16 protein-coding genes and 1 pseudogene are annotated in these 19,025 nt (G+C 70.7%); 6 read left to right on the top strand and 11 right to left on the bottom strand.

Annotated features, from left to right (window positions below):
* Positions 1-37: 37 nt before the first annotated feature.
* Positions 38-952, bottom strand: a complete 915-nt coding sequence (locus ACZ6K0_RS40680; protein WP_469235182.1) for an NAD(P)H-hydrate dehydratase — start codon at positions 950-952, stop codon at positions 38-40.
* Between the two features lie 120 nt (positions 953-1,072).
* On the opposite strand from ACZ6K0_RS40680, the gene trpD reads away from it, so the two are divergent.
* Entirely contained in the window at positions 1,073-2,125 is a 1,053-nt protein-coding gene (gene trpD, locus ACZ6K0_RS40675) for an anthranilate phosphoribosyltransferase (protein WP_469235184.1), read from the top strand.
* 14 nt (positions 2,126-2,139) lie between these two features.
* Here trpD and ACZ6K0_RS40670 read toward each other — a convergent pair whose 3' ends face one another.
* The 4 genes from ACZ6K0_RS40670 to ACZ6K0_RS40655 form a co-directional block, all read right to left on the bottom strand.
* Positions 2,140-2,973 carry a nucleoside-diphosphate kinase gene (locus ACZ6K0_RS40670; protein ID WP_469235186.1) on the bottom strand — a complete coding sequence of 278 codons (834 nt, stop codon included), beginning with the start codon at positions 2,971-2,973 and terminating at the stop codon, positions 2,140-2,142.
* A gap of 759 nt (positions 2,974-3,732) precedes the next feature.
* Positions 3,733-5,337: a hypothetical protein gene (locus ACZ6K0_RS40665; RefSeq protein ID WP_469235187.1), complete on the bottom strand. Its 1,605-nt coding sequence runs from the start codon at positions 5,335-5,337 to the stop codon at positions 3,733-3,735.
* Entirely contained in the window at positions 5,334-6,404 is a 1,071-nt protein-coding gene (locus ACZ6K0_RS40660; protein ID WP_469235190.1) for a bifunctional DNA primase/polymerase, read from the bottom strand. The genes ACZ6K0_RS40665 and ACZ6K0_RS40660 overlap by 4 nt, the downstream gene beginning before the upstream one ends.
* The gene (locus ACZ6K0_RS40655) at positions 6,401-7,633 is read right to left on the bottom strand and encodes a hypothetical protein (protein WP_469235192.1); all 1,233 of its coding nucleotides are present in this window, start codon (positions 7,631-7,633) and stop codon (positions 6,401-6,403) included. The genes ACZ6K0_RS40660 and ACZ6K0_RS40655 overlap by 4 nt, the downstream gene beginning before the upstream one ends.
* A 201-nt stretch (positions 7,634-7,834) precedes the next feature.
* Between ACZ6K0_RS40655 and ACZ6K0_RS40650 the strand changes: the two genes are divergently transcribed.
* From ACZ6K0_RS40650 to ACZ6K0_RS40640, 3 genes and pseudogenes are all read left to right on the top strand, one after another.
* Positions 7,835-8,209 (top strand): hypothetical protein, encoded by a 375-nt coding sequence (locus ACZ6K0_RS40650; RefSeq protein WP_469235194.1) that lies wholly within the window; start codon positions 7,835-7,837, stop codon positions 8,207-8,209.
* A gap of 1,419 nt (positions 8,210-9,628) precedes the next feature.
* Positions 9,629-10,363, top strand: a pseudogene (locus ACZ6K0_RS40645) (Fic family protein); the annotation flags it as partial.
* Positions 10,364-10,594: 231 nt separating this feature from the next.
* Positions 10,595-10,933 (top strand): hypothetical protein, encoded by a 339-nt coding sequence (locus tag ACZ6K0_RS40640; RefSeq protein ID WP_469578669.1) that lies wholly within the window; start codon positions 10,595-10,597, stop codon positions 10,931-10,933.
* Between the two features lie 934 nt (positions 10,934-11,867).
* Here ACZ6K0_RS40640 and ACZ6K0_RS40635 read toward each other — a convergent pair.
* The 6 genes from ACZ6K0_RS40635 to ACZ6K0_RS40610 all read right to left on the bottom strand — a co-directional run bounded on the left by ACZ6K0_RS40635 (position 11,868) and on the right by ACZ6K0_RS40610 (position 15,928).
* Complete coding sequence (locus tag ACZ6K0_RS40635; RefSeq protein ID WP_469235196.1) at positions 11,868-12,197, bottom strand: hypothetical protein; 330 nt, start codon at positions 12,195-12,197, stop codon at positions 11,868-11,870.
* 140 nt (positions 12,198-12,337) lie between these two features.
* Positions 12,338-12,778 (bottom strand): hypothetical protein, encoded by a 441-nt coding sequence (locus tag ACZ6K0_RS40630; RefSeq protein WP_469235198.1) that lies wholly within the window; start codon positions 12,776-12,778, stop codon positions 12,338-12,340.
* A 622-nt stretch (positions 12,779-13,400) separates the two neighbouring features.
* Positions 13,401-14,183, bottom strand: a complete 783-nt coding sequence (locus ACZ6K0_RS40625; protein ID WP_469235200.1) for a ParA family protein — start codon at positions 14,181-14,183, stop codon at positions 13,401-13,403.
* A gap of 186 nt (positions 14,184-14,369) precedes the next feature.
* A complete protein-coding gene (locus tag ACZ6K0_RS40620; protein ID WP_469235201.1) occupies positions 14,370-14,741 on the bottom strand; it encodes a fic family toxin-antitoxin system, toxin component in 372 nt (123 codons plus the stop codon).
* Positions 14,738-14,998: a toxin-antitoxin system HicB family antitoxin gene (locus tag ACZ6K0_RS40615; RefSeq protein WP_469235203.1), complete on the bottom strand. Its 261-nt coding sequence runs from the start codon at positions 14,996-14,998 to the stop codon at positions 14,738-14,740. The genes ACZ6K0_RS40620 and ACZ6K0_RS40615 overlap by 4 nt, the downstream gene beginning before the upstream one ends.
* 201 nt (positions 14,999-15,199) lie before the next feature.
* Complete coding sequence (locus tag ACZ6K0_RS40610) at positions 15,200-15,928, bottom strand: prepilin peptidase (RefSeq protein WP_469235205.1); 729 nt, start codon at positions 15,926-15,928, stop codon at positions 15,200-15,202.
* 308 nt (positions 15,929-16,236) lie between these two features.
* On the opposite strand from ACZ6K0_RS40610, the gene ACZ6K0_RS40605 reads away from it, so the two are divergent.
* Positions 16,237-17,853, top strand: coding sequence for a DUF2637 domain-containing protein (locus ACZ6K0_RS40605; RefSeq protein WP_469235206.1), 1,617 nt, complete (start codon positions 16,237-16,239; stop codon positions 17,851-17,853).
* Positions 17,854-18,044: 191 nt separating this feature from the next.
* Entirely contained in the window at positions 18,045-18,995 is a 951-nt protein-coding gene (locus ACZ6K0_RS40600) for a hypothetical protein (RefSeq protein WP_469235208.1), read from the top strand.
* The last annotated feature ends 30 nt before the right edge of the window (positions 18,996-19,025 follow it).

Genomic DNA, 19,025 nt, shown 5'->3' with positions numbered 1-19,025 from the left:
CCGCCGGCGGCGGCGGCGGAAGCAGCAGGGGTGCGGGTCAGTGCGGGCCGGGGCCGGCGATCAGGTCGCGCAGCACGGGGGCGATCGTGTCCAGGAGGTCGCCGGTCAGCCAGCCCGGCCCTACCGCGCGGGCCAGTGCCTCACCGGCGGCGCCGACCAGGTGGCAGGCCAGCGCCGCCGCGGCGGCGGGCGCCAACATCTGGGCGAGCAACGCGGCGGCGACACCGGCAAGGACGTCTCCCGTACCGTGCCGGGCCAGGCCCGGGTGCCCGGCGGGCACCAGATAGCTCCGGGTGCCGTCCGTGATCCGGTCCGGATCGCCCTTGGCCACCAGCACCGCGCCGGTCTCCCGGGCCGCGTCGGCCAGCGCCGCCCCATCGACCGCCTCTCCCCGGACCGGCGGGCCGGGGACAGTGAGGAGGGCGTGGGCCTCGGCGCGGTTGAGCAGCACCAGGTCGGCGCCCAGGCGCCGAAGGCGCTGCCGGGCGCGGGGGCCGCCACCCAGCGAGCCGTCGACCACCAACGCCGCGCCCCGATCGCGCTCCCGGACCTCTTCCAGGGCGTCGAGCACCTTCCCGGCCAGTCGACTGCCGCCCAGCCCGGGGCCGACCAGCCACACCACCCGGCCCCGTGCCCCCGTCTGCGCGAGGCCCTGAGCCATCCGCCGCGACGCCTCGACCGCGGCGTTCACGGCTGAGGGGTCCAGCTCGGGCCCCAGCCCCGCGATCAGGTGCGCTTCCAGAGCCACCTGCTGCGCCGCAGGAGCGGGCGGCGCAGCGACCCGCACCCCGTGCGTCCCGGCCCGGCGGGCCGCCAGCGCCGCCACGTACGGCGGCGCGGGGTACTCCCGCGAGCCGCCGATCACCAGCACCAGCCCGCCGTCGCCCTTCACTCCCCCGCCGGCCACCGCGGCGGCCCGAAGAGCCAACTCCCGGGCAGCGAAAGCGTCCACGCGTACGACATCCTTGTCCTCGCCGCCGCGAACTTGGCGGTATGACGATTCGTCAGTCGCTACGCTCGGAGATGACACCCGCGCCGGCACCCGGCGCCGGGCCGCTTCGAGGGGACCTTCGTGACCGCTTCCACCCGTACCTGGCCGCACCTGCTCGCCACCCTGCTGCGCGGCGAGGACCTGACGGCGGACGACACCAGGTGGGCAATGCGCGCGGTCATGGACGACGACCACGAGCCCGTCGCCCTCGCCGGGTTCCTCGTCGCCCTGCGCGCCAAGGGCGAGAGCCCCGCCGAGCTCAGCGGCCTGCTCGACGCCCTCATGGAACGCGTCGTACCCCTGCCCGTCGACGGCACCGGCATGCTCGACATCGTCGGCACCGGCGGCGACGGCGCGCACACCGTCAACATCTCCACCATGGCTGCGATCGTCACCGCCGCCGCCGGCGTGCCGGTGGTCAAGAACGGCGGCCGCTCCGTCTCCAGCAAGAGCGGCTCCGCCGACGTCCTGGAACAGCTCGGCGTACCCCTCACCCTCGGCCCCGAGCAGGTCGCCCGCTGCGTCACCGAGGTCGGCATCGGCTTCACCTTCGCCCCGGCCTTCCACCGGGGCCTGCGCCACGCCTCCCCCGTGCGCCGCATCCTGGGCGTGCCCACCGCCGTCAACTACATCGCGCCGCTGACGAACCCGGCCCGCCCCGGGGCCGCCCTGGTCGGCTGCTCCAACCTCCAGCTCGCCCCCGTTCTGGCCGCCGTGCTCGCAGGCCGCGGCACCCGGGCCCTGGTCGTCCGCGGCCACGACGGCCTGGACGAGATCACCACCGCCGACGTCACCGACGTGTGGAGCGCCGATGAGACCGGCGTGCGCAAGTCCACGTTCGACACCGCCCGCTTCGGCCTGGAGCGTCCCGGCCCGGACGCACTGCGCGGCGGGGACGCCGCCTACAACGCCGATGCCGTCCACACCGTGCTCTCCGGCGCCCCGGGGGCCGCTCGCGACGCCGTTCTCGCCAACTCCGCCGGAGCCCTCGCCGCCCACAACGCCACCGCCGCACTCGAGGACGCCTTCGCCGACGGCCTGGACCGGGCCCGCACCGCCATCGACAGCGGAGCCGCCGCCGACCTCCTCTCCCGCTGGACCAAGCTCGCCGCCGAGCTGGCCGAGCCGCACTGACCCCCTCACCGCGGTCACCGTCGTGCCCCGCCGGTCAGCAGCGGGACCAGCCGCGACCAGCGCGAGACCGCCTCCCACCGCGGCCCCATGCCCGCAGCGGCGATGTCGCGCAGCAGCTCCGCGAACGCCTCCCCCCGCCTGCTCGGCACCCGGCCCCCGGCGGCGCCCAGCGCGGCCCGGCCGGACGACGGCTCCGGGTAGGACGCCACCACCGCGGCCAGCGCAGCATTCACGGCCGGGCCCGACCCTTCCGGGCCGGCCACGTGGGCGGACGCCACCAGCGCGGCCCGCTCCCGCCAGGGCAGGAACACCGCCAACTCCCGTACGACATCCAGCGGATCGTCGCTGGTGTGCACCATCGTCAGAAGCCGGTTGGGGCTCCCCGCCACCTCGCGCAGCGAGTCGGCCTCGCGCCGTCCGGGCGCGTTGTCGCCCTTCAAGCGGGTCAGGCGCCGCGCGGCATCACCGTCCCGGTGCCGGTACAACACCAGCAGCCCCGGCCCCAGCCCCACCACCGCGTCCAGGAGCAGCAGCCGCTCCGCGGTCGCACGCCGCAGCTGCCACCACCACAGCGCCCGCACCCCGGCCCGCTCCAGCTGAACCACGCTCGCGCCGACCGGGGTGAACCCCGCCGCCTCCACCCTCGCGAGGACGTCCACTGCGGCACCGGCCGCCACAACGTCCGGCCGCAGCCACAGCAGTGCCGTCTCCCCAGCGAACCGGTGCGCCTCGCCGGTCCCGAGCACCCCGACGAGCGTCGCCCAGCCCTCCCGCACCAGCGGATCGACGGCGTACTGCCGGCGCTTCTCCGCATCCCGCGTCAGCCGCTCAAGGTCAGGGGTGGGCATGTCCGCCCACCCCTGGCCCGTGGCCGCCACCGGCCTCACGGATGTCCCCACCGCGATCCCCTCCCACTTCCACCGGATGTGTTCCGCGACCAGCACACCTCGGGCGGCGGGCTGGCCCCAGTGGGCAAGGGCGTGAAGACCGTGAACGCCGGATCGTTTGCGTGAATCCGCGTGAAACCGGATCCGGCCCGCCGAGTGGCCAAGTCCGGAGCCGCCGCCTGCCGGGCTTCCGCACGCCTCCCGATGACGCAGAAGCCGACGCTGACGCTGTCGGGTGACGCTGCCGCGCTCGCCGGGCTGCCGCATTGACGTGGGGTTTTCTCCCGGCCGGGTGGACGGCGGACGCTGATGACGCTCGGGCGCGCCATGTCTCCGGCCCCTACTTCCCTTCTCTCCCCTTCAGTGAGATGGGGTACGAGAGCGTCATCAGCGTCATTGCCACACGGCACACCACGAGAACCTGCAGCTCACAGCCACTCCACGCCGGGCCGCCGGGTGCGTCACAGCCAGCGTCATCCCCGCGTCACCACCCCGTCGCGGCAACCGACCCCAGCTGACGGACGCGGCCTGACGGTGGGCTCCCGCCTCCAGTGCGGGCTCCGCGGCCCCGGCCGATGGAGGAAGGGATCCGCCGGCCGGCCGGGGCCGACGTTTCGGCAGCTGTTCGGGCATGCGGGCGGCCCGCGCGTCCCGGAGCGACGGCGGGTGGCAGGTGACCGGTGTGCGGGGTCTGGTTGGTTCAGGCGTACGGGCGTCGGGTCAGGTGCGCGGGTCCGGGGCGGGTTGGAGGGTGATGAGGAAGCCGCGCCCGGAGCCGGTGCGGGGCAGTTTGCGGATGTCGATGCCGCGGCTGCGCAACGCGGGGGCGAGGGAGGTCAGCCGGGCGGAGAGCAGCGCGGTCGTCTTGGGCCAGGTGTCGGGGAGGGGGCCGGGCGGCCGGAGGACGGTGTCGATCTGGCCGGTGGCGGCCTGCCACTCGGTGGTTGCGGCGGTGCTGGCCCAGCGGGTGAGGGCGGTGGCGACCGGGTCGGCGTCGAGGACGTCGTCGGTGACTTCTTCCTGGGTGCCGGTGTAGGTGGCCAGGGTGTCCCAGCCGGTGACCGCGTCCAGGGCCCACAGCAGTTCGGCCCAGTCGGCCATCCGCGGCCGCTGGTCGAGCTGGGCGGCCGCGTCGGGCAGGCGTGCCCAGACCTCGGCGGCCAGGTCGAGCAGGCCGCCGAGGATGCGGCCGTGCGCGGCCCGGTAGCTGCGCCACAGGTCGGCCTCGCTGCGCCGGGCCTTGGGGTCGATCATCTCCAGGGTGAAGGGCAGCAGCCGTTCGGCGAGGTCGGGTTGGAGGGCGCCGACGTCGATGCCGGTCAGCACGACCGGGCGCTGGTACGCCCAGGAGGCGACGTCATCATCCGTATACATTTCGCGTTTGGCGACGGAGGCCCCCGTGACGGTGCGGCACAGGAAGTCCGACAGCCACTGGGGGATGCCGGCGATGTTGTCCAGTCCCATGGTCCAGCCGGCCGAGGCGGCGACCGCGCCGTCGTCTTCGGAACGCGGCACGTTGCGAACCTCGGCGCGGATGCCGTCGAGGACCCGCAGCAGCTGCCTCGCGGAGGTGGTCTTCGCGGTGCCGCGTTCGCCGTTGAAGTACGCCACGGGGCGAGGCATATCGGGTCTGAGCCCGGCCAGCAGCCAGGCGACGGCCATCCGCCAGGACGGTTCGGCCAGCGCGGACAGCTCGCGCAGCAGGCCCAGGCCCACCCTCCAGCCGCCCGGATCGCGCTCGGGCATCGGGAGCTCGCCGGTCAACCTGGTGCGCCGCCACAACGGGCCCTCGCCGACGGGCGGAGTGATCACCGACCAGGCGCCCGGCTCGATGCACACGCTCTGCCCGTCCGAGCGGCCCAGGTCGAGCCAGGTCACCTGCTCGTCGACGGGGTCGGGGGCGATCCGCAGGTGGACCGGCTGCTCCGGGGCGTCCAGGGCGAGGGCGTCCATGGAAGCGATCGCATCCGTGAGGCAGCCCTGCGACGGGGCCCGGCCGGTGCGCAGGACGTAGGAGCGGTTGAGGAGTTGACGCAGGCTCCCGGTGCCGCCGAAGCCGCCGGCGGCGCGCAGCGGGCGGGCGATCGGCGGGCCCTCGGCGGGGACGGCGTAGGCGGTCTGGTCGCAGCGCACCAGGACGTACTCGTCGATGCCCAGGTGGAGCAGGACGTCGGCCTGGGAGAGTTTCGGCCCGCGGTCGGTGCTCTGCTGCTCGGCCGGCGCCGCGCCCACAGGCTCCCCCGTTTCGGCGGGCGGCGCCGACCGGGCGGGTCGGGGTTCGCCGGCCGGGACCGGGAGCGTCACGCGGGTGGTCAGGTCGGTCATGGCCGTGCTCCGGGGCTGGGGATGGTGCGCGGCGAGCGGACGCCCGCCTGGAGTGCGCGACGGAGGGTGGACTGGGCCTTGGCTTCGCCGGGGTCGACCCCGGCGAGCGCGGCGGCCTCGGTGAGCGCCTGGTGGACGTCGTCGAGCTCCAGCAGCCCGGCACCGACCAGCTGGCCGAGATGGAACCCCGACCGGTTGAGCTGGTCGTTGCGGCCGGAGCGGGCGGCCGCCACGGTCTCGGCCTCCCGGCGCAGCGCGGCGGCGGCGTACGCGGCCGCGTCGCCGGGCCGGTGCCGTACGGAGGGGCGGGGCAGCCGGATCCGGACCGGCGGCGGGTCGGCGGGGTCACGGCGGCGCATGCCGACGCGGGCCAGGTCGAGGGCGAGCCAGCGTGGCAGCCGGGCGGGTTCCGTGACCGGGCCGGTGACCTGGTAGCAGCCGGCCGGGGTGCGAGTGGTGGGCGCGACGGCCGTGGACCAGCCGGCCCGCACGTCGATCTGCCAGCCGAGCCGGCCCGAACCCTGGGTGAACCGGGCCGCGTCATCGGTCCGGTACCAGAGGTGGAACCCGCCGCCCGGGGTGCGCACCGTCAGGGTCGGCGGGGCGTGCAGCAGGCTCTCGGCACGCCGCATCCGGCACAGCAGCTCCAGCACGTCCACCCCGGTGCGCACCCGGTCGGCCTCCGAGACGGCGTCCAGGTCGATGCCGGGCAGCACCAACTCCCTTCCGGGGAGCGGATGGTGGTGGTCGTCCAGGTCGAGGACCAGGAGACCGGACGGCCCGGTGGCCACGCCGACGGCGAAGTCGCGGCCGCGCCACCAGCGGCGGATCAGGTCCGGGTCGGTCGTCGCCGCCCGCACCCCGTGGCAGTACCGTCCCTCCGCCAGGCAGCCGCAGCCGTCGGTGCCAAGGTCGGGAAACCCGCAGGGCGGCGGGCCACCGGGCGTGGACGGCCGACATCGGCGGCAGTTGCCGGCCGGAGTCTTCGATCCGGGGCGCAGCGGATGGACCCACCACCCTCTGCCCGCGCACCGCAAGGCAAGCTCGAGCTCGAGTCCGCTGCTCACGCCGCGCTCACCGCCTCCGGGGCCAAGGGCTGCCGGACCAGACCCGGCAGCGGCTCGTCCTCCAGCGGCCGGGCCGCGTACTGCGCCATCCGCTCCCGCCAACCGCTTGCCCGAGGCCCGGCAGGGGCCTCGACCGCGGTGCCGACCTGGTGGAGCAGCTGGACCAGCAGAGCCTGCGCGCACCGGCGCGCCGCCTCGCCGGCCGCGGCCAGGACCTCCGGTTCACCGCGGCGCCGGGCCCGCTCGATCCCGGCCACCCGCTCGGCCTCCGCCCGCGCCTGCGGTCCGTCGAGCAGGACCTCCAGCGCCACCGCGCGTTCCCTGGCCACCAGCTGCTCGGCGAACTCGCGCAGCTGCCAGACCACCGCCGCCTCCGGCAGGCCCTCGGCACGCCACCGCTCCCCCGCCTGCCCGATCTCGGCCTCCAGCCTCGCCCGGCACGCGCCGATCCACCCGGCCACGGTGCCCGGGACATCCGCACGGCCAGCGGCCACGGCCGCGAACTGCGCCGCCGAATCCAGGGCCTGACGCGCTGTCCGGGTCTCCGAGCAGATCAGGCACAGCCCGTCCGCCTCCGCCACCCCGCACTCGGCACAGGGCCGGGCCGCCGCCTGGGCCCGCGCAGCCGCATGGTCCTGGCGCTGGTGGGCCCACGCCTTCTCGCGCCGGGCCCGCTCCACCGTCGCGTGCTCCCGCCGGACAGCCTCCTCGGCCGCCAGCCTGGCCACCTCCCGGCTCAGCCTCCGCTCGACCTCCGCCCGGAACTCCTCCGGCTGCAGCGCCGGCAACTCCCCGGTGACGGCCCGTGCGACCTGGTGCCGCAGGGCCCGTCGGTCCTCGATCAGCAGCTCACAGGACGGGCAGACCATGCCGGTGTCCATCCGCACCCGGTCGTCGCACCCGGGCGCGTAGCACTCGGCCCGCTGCGGGAGCCCGCGGGCCAGCAGCCAGCCGATCGGGTCCCTCACCGGCTGCCCGAACTGCGCGGCCAGCCGCCGCTCCAGCCGCTCCGCCAGCACCACCGGAGCCTGCTCCGCACCGACGATTCCGGCCAGGCGCACCAACTCCGCCCGAGCTGCAGCACGGACCCGACGTCGGCCGCCGGCATGCCCGATCCGGGCCCACTCCCACCGCACCGGCGCCAAGACCTGCTCCAGCCCGCGCGGCAGCGACCACCGCAGCAGCACCGGCCCTCCACCGACATCCGTCTTCCCGAACTGCTGCTCCACGAGGTCCTGGTGTTGTTCCCCGCGAAGCGGGCCACGGCAACCACCCTCCTCGCGAACCTCGCCGAGGCCTGGCTCGGGCCGGTCCTCGCGCCCGCACGCGGGTTCCGGCAACGGCGGGCACCCCGAGGCGGCTTCGCCGGAAAAGCGAAACTCAGGATCACCAGAACTACCTAGAGCAACCACCTGAGGCGCGTGGTGGGCGTGGAGCAGTGCACCAGCCTCCACTTCGCCGCCTGTCACCCCAGAGCCTTGTTCTCCCAGGTCAGAGGCACTTTCGTCCGCTTCCGGCACTACGGCGGAGGGAACCTGATCCCTGAGTGCACCATCCATGCCGACGAGATCACCGTCCACGACGTCGAAGAGGTCGCCCTGGAGCCAGCCCTCCTCCCCCGACTCCGTCAGGTCCTCGTCCTCCAGCAGACCCGCGCACTGCGTACACACCCCGGCCCCGTCCGCCGGAACGCTCCCGACATCGAGGTCCTCCTCGACACCCTGCGGGACCAGCTCGGGGACGACCTCCAGATCAGCCTGCGACCGCCCGTGCGCCGCCGCGACCGCCGGCACCAGCATCCTTAGCCTCGCGCCTGGCAACCCGCGGCCAGGCACCTTCAGTTCTCCTTGCTGGATCAGCCCGTCAACCACGCGGGCCGCATCCGCCAACGAGCAACCGACCAGCCGTGCGACCGTCGTATCCGCCCGATCGAACCCGGCCGCCACCGCCCCAGCCACCAGCCGCACCCGGCCATCCGGCCGCGCAGCCAGCACCAGACGCAGAAGCGCGAGTCGCTCGGCAGCCGCTCCCCGACCTCGGCGCTCACCGAGCAGCCCAGGTGGCGTCTCCGGCTTACCCACTGGAGCCCAGCCAGGGCCGAACAACCGCTCGCACAACGCCAGGAGAACCGCCAACTCGCGCTTCTCCAGAATCAACGGATCAGAGCACCGCGCCAGGGCGGCCGAGAGCGGCAACAACTCCCACCGCAAGCCGGTCACCCGACGCACGCCCTCGACCGACGCCGTCATCACCACGGTCGAGACCGCGCCTGAGCGCCGGAGGGCTGGCAGCACCCGATGGTCGACGTAGGACTCCGATACCCCCGCCCATCGCGCCAACTCCCCCGCTGTGAGCTCCAGCCGCGACTCCCCCGCAGGCGACTTCGCGAGGAGCACAACGGTTGCTAGGACCTCAGCCAGCGGTCGGCCCTGAAGTGACCGATCCGCGAGTAGAGCGTCAACGGCGGCGGCCAGCCGCTCGCGAACACTCCGGTTCAGCGCGAGCGGCTGGTCAAGCCCTGCTCCTGGTCCCGTCGGCGGGTGGGAGAGTCCCACGGTTGACGTGCGAGAGCTCTTCACTCGATCGAGTGACTTTGTCTTGCTTGTGGTGATGTGGGCATAGTCCGAGGGCGACGCGAGTGACCCGGTTTTTGGCAAAGACGGACTAGCCCCATGGCTGGCGGCTATGATCTGCTCCAGAACAACATAGGGATGAGGGCAAAACTCAACTGGCCGCTTGACCCGTCGGCGGATATTGCCTGGTCAGCGGAGGTGTGAGTGTGGTTTGGGTTAGGTCAGCTGAGAGTTGAGCCCCCTCCCAAGCCGTGACCGTGGTTGGCCCCATGGGTCGCGGCAGACCGTGCCGACAGAGTCGGCTGGCTAAGCAGAGACATGAAATTGCTCGGGGTGGCTCCCCGGGCAAGGAACGGGCGGCATGGCTGTGCCGCCCGACAGGCGACCAAGATGGTCGCCTTTTTGTCTTCCTGGCCTCGAGCGCGCACAGTGACCGTCCCTGTGCGGACGGCCTTGGCGCCGGGAAGAGTTGGCTGACTCCCCCAGCTCGGCAAGGACAGACGTGAGGTTGCTGCTCTCTCGGGCGATGACACGCCAAAAGGCGCCACGACCCAGAGGGTCGCGACGTCTGCGAGCATCACACCAAACCTCACGCGATGAAGACTATCCTTAAACGCATCCTCTTGTGGTTGAAGCATTGGAGCGTGTCTGGTGGCAAGGTTTTCCGAGCAGCGGTGGCAGTCGCAGCCTGATGCCGACGCGTCGTGGGCGGCTGGACTGCCTGGAACCTTCCGCGCTTATGTGCCTGATGCGCTATGCGGGCGGACTGTCCGGCTCTCGGCGGAGGTGGCAGCTGAGGTCGCGACGGTGGATGCCTTGGTTCGGTCGTTGGGTGACTCGAGCCCGACTAGTCCGCACCTTGAATCTCTGGCCCGGTTCCTGCTCCGCTCCGAGGCCGTGGCGTCCTCGCGCATCGAAGGAGTCGTGGCGTCAGCCCGCGCGGTGGCCGAGCTCGAGCTGATGCTCGGCATGCGGGCCGGCGAGGAGCCGCGAGCCGCGCGCGGCGTCGACGCCAGTGCACGGGAGGTGGTCAATAACGTCCTGGCCCTCCGGCAGGCGGTCACTGTTCTGCACGATTCCCCCGCCGTCACCCCAGAAGATATCGACTCGCTTCAGAGGGCTCTGATGGTCGGCACGGACCAGGCTGAGGGAGCCGGCTCTGTTCGGCGGGTGCAGAACTGGGTTGGGGGCAGTGGGCTAAGTCCTCACGGTGCGGAATTCGTTCCCCCTCCCCCGAGCGAGGTGCCCGCCCTCATGGACGACTTGGCGAGGTTCATCTCTGAGCCGCACCCTCTGCCTCTTGTCCAGGCCGCACTGACGCATGCCCAATTCGAAACCATTCATCCATACACAGATGGAAATGGGCGAACAGGGCGAGCCCTTATTCACACTGTCCTTGCTCGGCAAGGACTAGCGGTGGGGCATGTGCTCCCGATTTCTATGTCTCTACTTGCCCATGCCCGCGAATATATTGTTGGGCTCAATGCATACCGATACGAGGGCGATGCGAGCGATCCTGCGGCTCTCGTAGGTGTCGACGGATGGATCCGTGTCTTCTTGGCTGCAACTCGAGATGCAGTTGCGGAGTCACGCCGCTTCACAGTGGAACTCGCTGCCATGCGTACCACCTGGGACGCGCGCCTGGCCAGCTTCCGGGAGAGGCAAAAGCGCCGCGGGCTGCCGAGGAAGGACTCGGCTGTCGTGCGACTCATGGAGCAGTTGCCTGGCGTTCCAGTGGTGACGGCACGTGCGGCTCAATCGCTTCTCAGTGTTTCCTTCGTGGCGGCGAAGTCTGCGCTTGACGAGTTGGCCGGAGCTGGGATCGTGCAGGTAAAGGAAGTTGAGCGGGGAACGCGGGCATTCATGGCCACAGATGTGCTCGACCTCATCAACAGCTCGGAGCGTCGGCTTACTTATCAGCGTTGGGATTTTTCGACTCTCGACCCGTCCGTGTAAGTTTCAACGCGCTTAACTTTGCGGGGCTGTGGCCGGCAGGGATCGTTCCACAGGGCACGAGGACCTCCGCATCAAGTTCTTCACCTCGAAGCTAGTGGGTCCGGCAAGAACTTGATGCGGAGGTCCCCGTGGCTGGGCCTGCCTCAGGCGGAGGCCCAGCACCGGTAGAGCGACGTAGCGAGCGCTGCTGTCCCTCCGGATGGCAGGACGGCTACGTCCGCGCGACGGTAGCCCACCGTTTCCTTTAACGCCGAAGCTGCGCCGTTAAAGGTTAATGTCACTCTCGGTGGCGGCTTGGATGTCGGCTGTTGTGGGTGGCCAAGGCTGACTCCGTGGACAATCACCAGTGAGGCGAGGGGGCGTGACGGCAGGTGTCAGCCCTCCTGTTGGGCGAGGGCCAACCTGGAGGATGCGCCCACGAGGAAGCGCGCAGCCATCTAGAGGTGGGCGGATCGCGAGTAGCCGGTGGCCGATGAAGGAGCCTGTTCAGTAGCTAGATCTGGTGCGATGGCGCCACAGCGCCCTCGGGCGCCCTGGCGACGAACTGCTACGTGTCGGGTGCGCCGGCCCGCACCGCGAAGAAGGCAAACCTGACAGGGATGTCGTGGCTGTGGATGCACCAGGCCCTGGTCATGTGCGGCGTGAATCTCGAGGATGGGCCCCCCGCCGGTGAGGTGACGGCGGTCAGGTTTCCCAAGGGGCCGAGGAGGCCGATCCTGGCTTGCTGCGAGCGTTGGAAGCACAGAATGGCTGCGTCGCAGGATGTGCCCCGGACGGTCGGAGCGAGAGGAGCCTGTGCGCGTAGAGGGCTGGTTGGCCCCGTCGGGCGGCCACTCGGTGTCGCCGAGATCGCGTGTGGGCCTCTAAGTCGCTGAGAGCCGGAGGTTGCCTCCCGCCGCAGGGGGAGGTGCTAGACCGCCTGCGGCGGGAGTTGTCAGAGATCCTGGCCAGGCGAGTCTTCCTCTTCAAGGACAGGCGGGTACCCGTGCGCTCGAAGCCATGCGTCGAGCGCTGCGGCGACTACGTTGCCAGCACCCGGATTGCCATGCTCGGCGTTGTAGGTATTGACACGCGTCTTCAGATCAAGGTCGGAGGGGACGGAGTAGTTGAGCTGCTCTCGACTCACTCCCCTCCGCTCGATGAGGTGGCGCGTAGCTGGATGTGGAGACAGCCATGCGTCGATGTCCTGGGCGTACTCGTCCATGGCTTCCACGGCGCGCGCCAACTCGCGGAGGCGGTCCGCCACCTTCACCTTCGGTGCCATGCTTCTCCCTTTCAGCGTTGATACGGATAGTGTAACACCTAGGCCAATAGTCGTAGCAACGTACGTTGAACTATTGCCATGCCAAAAGCAGGGGCCCAGCATCCTTTGATGCTGGGCCCCTGCTGGGTGAACCTGTGAGCTCAGAACCCCATCAGCCGAAGCCATCGGTCCATGGCCACGGCCACGATGTCTGCAACGGGGACCTTCCGCAGAGCCCTGTTGCTGACTTTGTACATGGCCAGGCGGTGAGGAAGCTGCAGCTCCAGGGGTACGGAAGCCTTAAGCTGCTCTCTCGTGATGAAGCGCCGCTGAAGTACGACCTCGGCGCGCGGGATCTCGGGGGAGGTGCCCGACCCGCGGTACTGATCCCACGGTGCCTCGATGTCGCTGAGATCGTTCACCGCTCCGCGAAGGAACCAGTCGAGCCCAAGGGCGACGAGGTCGGCCGGCGGAATACTCCTTATGCGCGACACCACCCTGAGCTTCTCAAGGCGGAGCCCGATCTCGAGCACCTCGGGGACGGAAGCATTCAGGGGCTCCCGGTCGAAGTACCGCTGAGACAGAACCTCTTCTGCGCGCACGAGATCCCCTGAGTCAGCCGGAATGGTGTAGGAGTCCCACTCCGACGCCAGCTGGGCGGCCCCGCGGTGAACCACGCCGTTCCCGCTTTGAACCCGTCGCTCCAGGCCGCGAGCCGGTGAGGCGTCGGGTCGAGAGGTTCCAGCGCCCTCACCGCTGGCCTCGGCTACTGCGTGAGGCTCGGCAACAGCCTTCGGCCGCTGAACCGCAGGCTCAGGGGTCGTGTCGGCTGCTTCGGGGAGTTCTGCGGGAGCGACTGCGGGAGCGGAGCCCGGCGAATCCGCCACAGCATCAGCAGACTCGGCCGACGTGCTCGACCCCACAGCCTCGACGAGAGGGAGGGTTGTGTCGTCCTCGTCGCCACTGCCCGCTGGCTTGTCGGCTGCTTCGGGGAGTTCTGCGGGAGCGACTGCGGGAGCGGAGCCCGGCGAATCCGCCACAGCATCAGCAGCCGAGGCGGCCGCGTCTGCGCTGGGCAGTTGTGCTGCGCCTTCGTCAGAAGCCTCAGACTGACCGGCTTGCGCCTCGGCAGGCGTAGTGCTCTTGGGGTTACGCGGCGGGGGCGGCCCTGTGCGCTTGCGAGTGGCCTTCACTCCCCGGAGCTGCGCCACTCCATTCGACGTCTCATCGGGCATAGTTCAACGCCGCCTTCGCTACCTCGCGGATCTGCTCCACGAAGGGTTCCTCCTTCTTGAAGATGGGCTCGGAGCAGATGGCGACGCGCTTACGGCGCAACCCGATCCACTTGTAGTAACTCACCATCGGTCCTACAGCGACCTCGTACTTCTTGGCCAGGCTCTCAAGCTCGTTGATCAGCTGCTCCGACGGCGCGCCATCGACCATGTAGGGGATCAAGAGCAACGGGTAGTCGCTTGCTTCCTCAAGCAGCTGCTCGAGGGAACGCATCTCGCGGACCTTGAGCACCACCGGTGTAAGGACGACGTTGGCAGCTGCCAACGCTCCGTAGGTGGAAGGGCAAGCATCGGGATGCGTGTCCACAACCAGCCGGCGCTTCAGCTCCTTCGACCAGCGCAGGAGGTCGTCAGCCACCTTCTCCGCTGACGGCTCGTTCTCTCCGAAGGTCGTGTGCCCGGGAATCAAGTCGGGCTTGCGGTCACCACCGCGGAGGGGGGTGGGCACCTTGCCGGACTCGAAGGCTTCGATGAGCGGGGCACCTTGGCGCTCCTCTTCGCGGTATCCCCACCCTGCGGTGAGGCCGCCCTTCGACCAGTCCAAGTCAACTGCGACGGCGTCGAGTTCCTGGGCCACCTCCTCACCAAGCGTGGTCTTGCCGATGCCGCCCTTGTACCCGAGGGACGCGATGATGAAAGGGTCTTGCTCGGGGAACGGCTTCAACTGACGGCCGATCACTTCGGAGGCCGACTGAACCAGTACTTCGCTGCTCACGTGCGAGCCTCCGAACGATCGGTATTCTGGGACTTCACGGCTTCTCTGCATTCCTCGGTCTTGTAGGGGGTCGTTTGTTTGCCGGGATCCGCCGGGGCCTCCCCCCGGCGGATCACTGGATCTCGGGGCTGAGCTAGAGCGTGGCCGCCCTGTTGCTGCTGGCTCTGGCGGCGTGGGGGCGGGAGTTCAGGTCGCGGTCCACGCCTTGATAGCGGAGTGGACATCGTCGACGCTCGCGTCGCCTTCTGCCACCCGTACTGCCAATTCAGCCCAGTCCGAAGGCCGGGCCCTGCAATCAACGCCGTGGTACTGCAACAGATCCAGCGAGGCAGCGATGGCAAAGAGAGCGTTGGAGAACTCCAGCATCGGCAGCCGCAGGAGCGTATGGAACAGTGAGGCGGCCTGCCCCACCGGTCCCACGTAGACGGGGGATTCGGCGATGTTTGCCTCGCAACGAGCGATCGAAGCCGCCGCTACTCCCCAGTCGGCAATGGCAGGGTTTCCGGGGATCTGCTGCGCTACTGCGGAGAGATGTCCGACGGTCAACCGTTCGCTCACGCGGCCGCTTCTCGCTCGGACTTCGGGGGGCGGTCGATCTTCGCGCTCAACGGGCCGAGGATCTCGGACGCCTTGGGGTCGGCCTCTAGCCACTCCAGCACCGCCCTGGTTGGTGCTGCGAAGCGATCAGCATCATGATTCACCTCCGCCATCACTGTCCGGTGAAGGTACGCGTTCACTGACAGTCCAAGGTCTGCTGCACGCCTGGAGATGCGCGCCGCATCCTCTTCGGGGACGCGCAAGGTCATGCTCTTCATGACTGCAATGCTATCAATGCAGTCACTCTTGATCTCACACTGGCCTGCCTCGTCGGCGTGTCACGACATGCCAGCGAGGCCGGCATCTGGACGTGGCACGTATGGGGCGGGAGAAATCAGCGTGCGATGCGGCCTGTGGGGAAGCGGCAGTGCTGAGTGCTGACCGGACTTGAGTCTGGATGGGGCAGGCGGAAGCCAGATCTACATGCCCACTGAGAAGATGACGACGGCACCGGCCACCATGTACGGGCCAAAGGCCAAACGGCTCTTCGTGGAGGCGCGCCCGGTCAGGATCAGTGCGAGCCCGGCGACCGCGGCCAAAGCGAACCCGGCGAAGGTGCCCCACAGCACGGCGGTCCAGCTAGACCATCCGAGGAGTGCGCCCACGGCAGGGGCGAGTTTGACGTCACCCATGCCCATGCCGGCGACGACGAGGACGAGGTAAACGGCGGTGACCACCGCCGCCGCGGTGAGAGCGCGCCAGAAGTTGCCAGGCTCTCCTGCCAGTGCGGCTCCGCCGAGCAGCAGGAGGGTGCCAGCGGATGCGGGCAGGGTGAGGATGTCCGGGAGGCGGTGGACCTTGAGGTCGATGACCGTCAGGGCGGCTCCGCACGCGAGGAGCCAGTACTGCGCGGCACCGGCCCAGCCGCTTGCTCCGGCGGCGGCGACGGCCGCGAAGGATGCCCCGGTGAGCAGTTCGGGCAGGCCGGCGGCCGGGCCGATCTTCGAGCCGCAGGAGGAGCAGCGTCCTGTGGCTGCCTGAAGTCGGCCGCGGAGTCCGGGGGAGGGGTAGCTGGTGGCGCAGGAGGGGCACGCCGTCCGGTTCGGCTCGCCCCGGGGTACAGCGCGGGCGAAGATCAGCGGCCGGGCGGCTGCGCCTGCTGCGAGGCCGGCGAGGAGCGCGACGACGACGGTGACCATGGGCGGCATCGAGGCTCTCCAGGCGATCGGGGTGGTGAATCCAGCCAGCTGGTAGGCAGGTCTACTGAAGCGTAACGAAGGCGTCGAGGCAGCCCGCAGGCGGGCAAGATCGTGATCTTCAGTACAAATCGGCAGGTGAAACGGGGTAACGTGAGAAAAAGGGGGTGGTTCGTAGACCTCATCCCTCGTACCGTTCAAAGCCACCGGGGTGGCCTGAATGCGAGGGAGGTCGATCCGTGTCACACCCGAGGCGTTGATCGCACCTCTATGTGCGATGCGCGCCTGCGCACGGACTCGACGAGAGGGAAGTACGACCGATGACCGCTGGGTCGAGCAGCACCGTCCTTGAGCCGTCCATACCCCTGGCCCCCACCCCGGGGCGCGCCCGGGTGAAGTGGACGCGGGGCCGCAAGGCGCTGTTCGGGCTGATCGGTGTCGGGTTGACTGCGGTTGCGGGTGGAGGCTTCGTCGGTTCCTACACCGCAGTGCGCACCCTTGCGGAGGAGAAGGGCTTCGGCTCGTTCTCCCAGGCCTTCCCCCTTGTGATCGACGTCGGGATCGTGGTCCTGCTCGCCCTGGACCTGGCCCTCACCTCGGTCGACCTCAAGTTCCCCCTGCTGCGGCACTTCGCTTGGGTACTGACCGCGGCGACCATCGCGTTCAACGCCGCGGCCTCGTGGCCGGACGCCCTCGGCTCGGCCATGCACGCCGTGATTCCGCTGGTCTTCATCGCCGTGATCGAGGCCCTGCGCCACGCGATCGCGAAGGCGATGTCGATCGAGCTCGACCAGCACATGGACTCCATACGGCCGTCCCGTTGGTTCCTCCAGCCGGTGGCGACCTTCTCCATCTGGCGGGACATGAAGCTCTGGGAGATCCGGTCCTACGCCCTGGCTCTGGAGCGCTACCAGGAGAAGATGCTGCTGCGGCAGGACCTGCGGGCGAAGTATGGGCGGGGCTGGCGGCGGAAGGCGAACGCCCGCGAGCTTCGGCCGCTGCGCCAGGCCCGGCTCGGCGTCGCGATCGACCGGAGCACGGTCGACATCACGGCACCAGCTGAGCGGCAACTCGACGAGGTGCCCGCCCCGGCGGCAGTTGAAGCCGCACCACCGGCCCCGGCCGCGCCCGCTCTGGCTGCGCCTGCCGCCGTCCCGGTGAATGTGCCCGCTGCTGCCCCGCTGGCCCCCGCCCCCGCGTCAGCGACACCGCCGGTCGCTGCTCCTCCCGCAGCTCCCCCCGCGGCCCCGGCCCCGGCCCCGGCCGCGGCCGCGGCCGCGGCCCCGGCCCCGGCCCCGGCCCCGGCCCCGGCCCCGGCCCCGGCCGCGGCCGCGGCTCCGGCTCCGGCTCCGGCGCCCGCCCCCGCCCCCGCGTCAGCGACACCGTCGGTCGCTGCTCCTCCCGCGGCCCCGGCTCCGGCCGTGACCCCGGTCGAGGCCCCGGCCGGCCCGCAGGGGCTTGAGGCGCAGGCCGCCGCAGGAGGGCCCGAGGAGCCCGGTGCCAGCCGGGAGCAGGCACCGGATCCCGAGCCGGAAGGTGAAGTGGAGGCGCCGCCCGCGGCCGAGGCGGAGGGCACCCCGGCCGCGGAGCCGGGTGAGGCGAACGATGAGGGTGACGAGGAGGACGACGAGGCGGCCGGTGCCGGTGCGGAGGAGCCGAAGGTAAATCTGGGCGTTGCCCCGCCCGGTGAGACGAAGGTCCAGCGGGCTGAGCGGATCTACCTGGCACATCAGCTGGCGGGAGTGGAGCTCACCAAGCCGAACCTTGCCCGGTGGGCGGGCTACCAGCAGGAGGGCTCGGGCCGCACGCAGTACAACAAGCTGGAGAAGAAGCACGGGCCCATCGTGGTCCGCGAGGGAGCGGACCAGCTGGACCTGGACTGGCGGGACCCGGCAGCACCCGGCGAGGGCCTGCGACCGGCCGAGCAGGTGAGCTGAGCCCGGGGGAGGGCCTGCGCCGCCGGCGCGTCCTCTCCGGGCCGGAGACTTGTGTCACCGGCGCGGACCGCGGCTAGAGCATCCTCGTCGGCGAGCGGAGCGGCGGGGGCCGGCGGCGCGCGAGCCCGCCCGGCCCGCCCAGTATCGGCGGGGCCGGGACGGCAGCCCGGGTGCCGCGGTTCACTGGAGGCATGCCGGGTTACAGCGCTAGCCCCGTAAAACGAGCCCGCCGCACGAAATCCGAGGTCGAGGCCCTGCGGCTGGCGATCTGCGCGATCGCGGAAGAGGCGCGGCCGTGCAGCGTCCGGCACGTCTACTACCTCGGTGTCGGGCTCTTGTGGAACAAGGACACCGGCCACTCCCGCAAGAACTACGCGCTGGTCGTCCGCGAGCTGGGCCACCTTCGCGAGACAGGCCGACTGCCCTGGGAGTGGATCACCGACGGGACCCGCATGGTCCGGCGGGAGACGCAGTACGACACGCTCGACGACGCCCTCCAGAGGCACACGGAGAGCTACCGGCGCAACCTCTGGGCCTCCCAGAACCGCCGCGTCGAGGTGTGGGTGGAGAGCGACTCGGTCGGCGGCGTGGTCGAGCCGGTCACCTCGGCGTGGGGCGTGGGCCTGTTCTCCTGCCGGGGCCAGTCGAGCAAGACCTTCGTCTGGGAGGCCGCGCAGCAGTACGCGCGGCAGGCCAAGCCGGTGACGGTGATCTTCTGCGGGGACTGGGACCCGACGGGCCGCTGTGTACCTCGCTCGGTGGCCGAGCGGATGCAGCGCTACGGCAACGGCGAGCTCGACCTGGCCTTCCGGCAGATCGCCATCACCGCGGACGACGTCCGCTCCGGCAGCCTCGCCACCCACGACGTCAACACCCGCGATGTCAACTACGCCCGCTACCGCGAGGAGTGCCTGCGCGAGGGCCTGGACCCGAACAGCTCGGTCGAGGTCGAGGCCCTGCGCCCCGGGGTGCTGCGGGATCGGCTGTCACAGGAGATCGAGGGCCTGGTGGACGACATCCGGCAGTGGAACATCGAGTTCAGGGCCGAAGCCGCGGACCGGGAACTGCTGCGGGCCCTGCAAGGGGTGGCGAGGAGGATCGTTCGGGGGGAGCCGGTCGTCGAAGACGATCGGGACGAGTAGCCCTGGCGGGTGCGGCAGACGTTCGGCGGC

Source organism: Streptomyces sp. NPDC042346, from assembly GCF_055581845.1.
The sequence above is the reverse complement of the archived record's forward strand: the minus strand, read 5'-3'. Positions and strand labels throughout refer to the sequence as shown.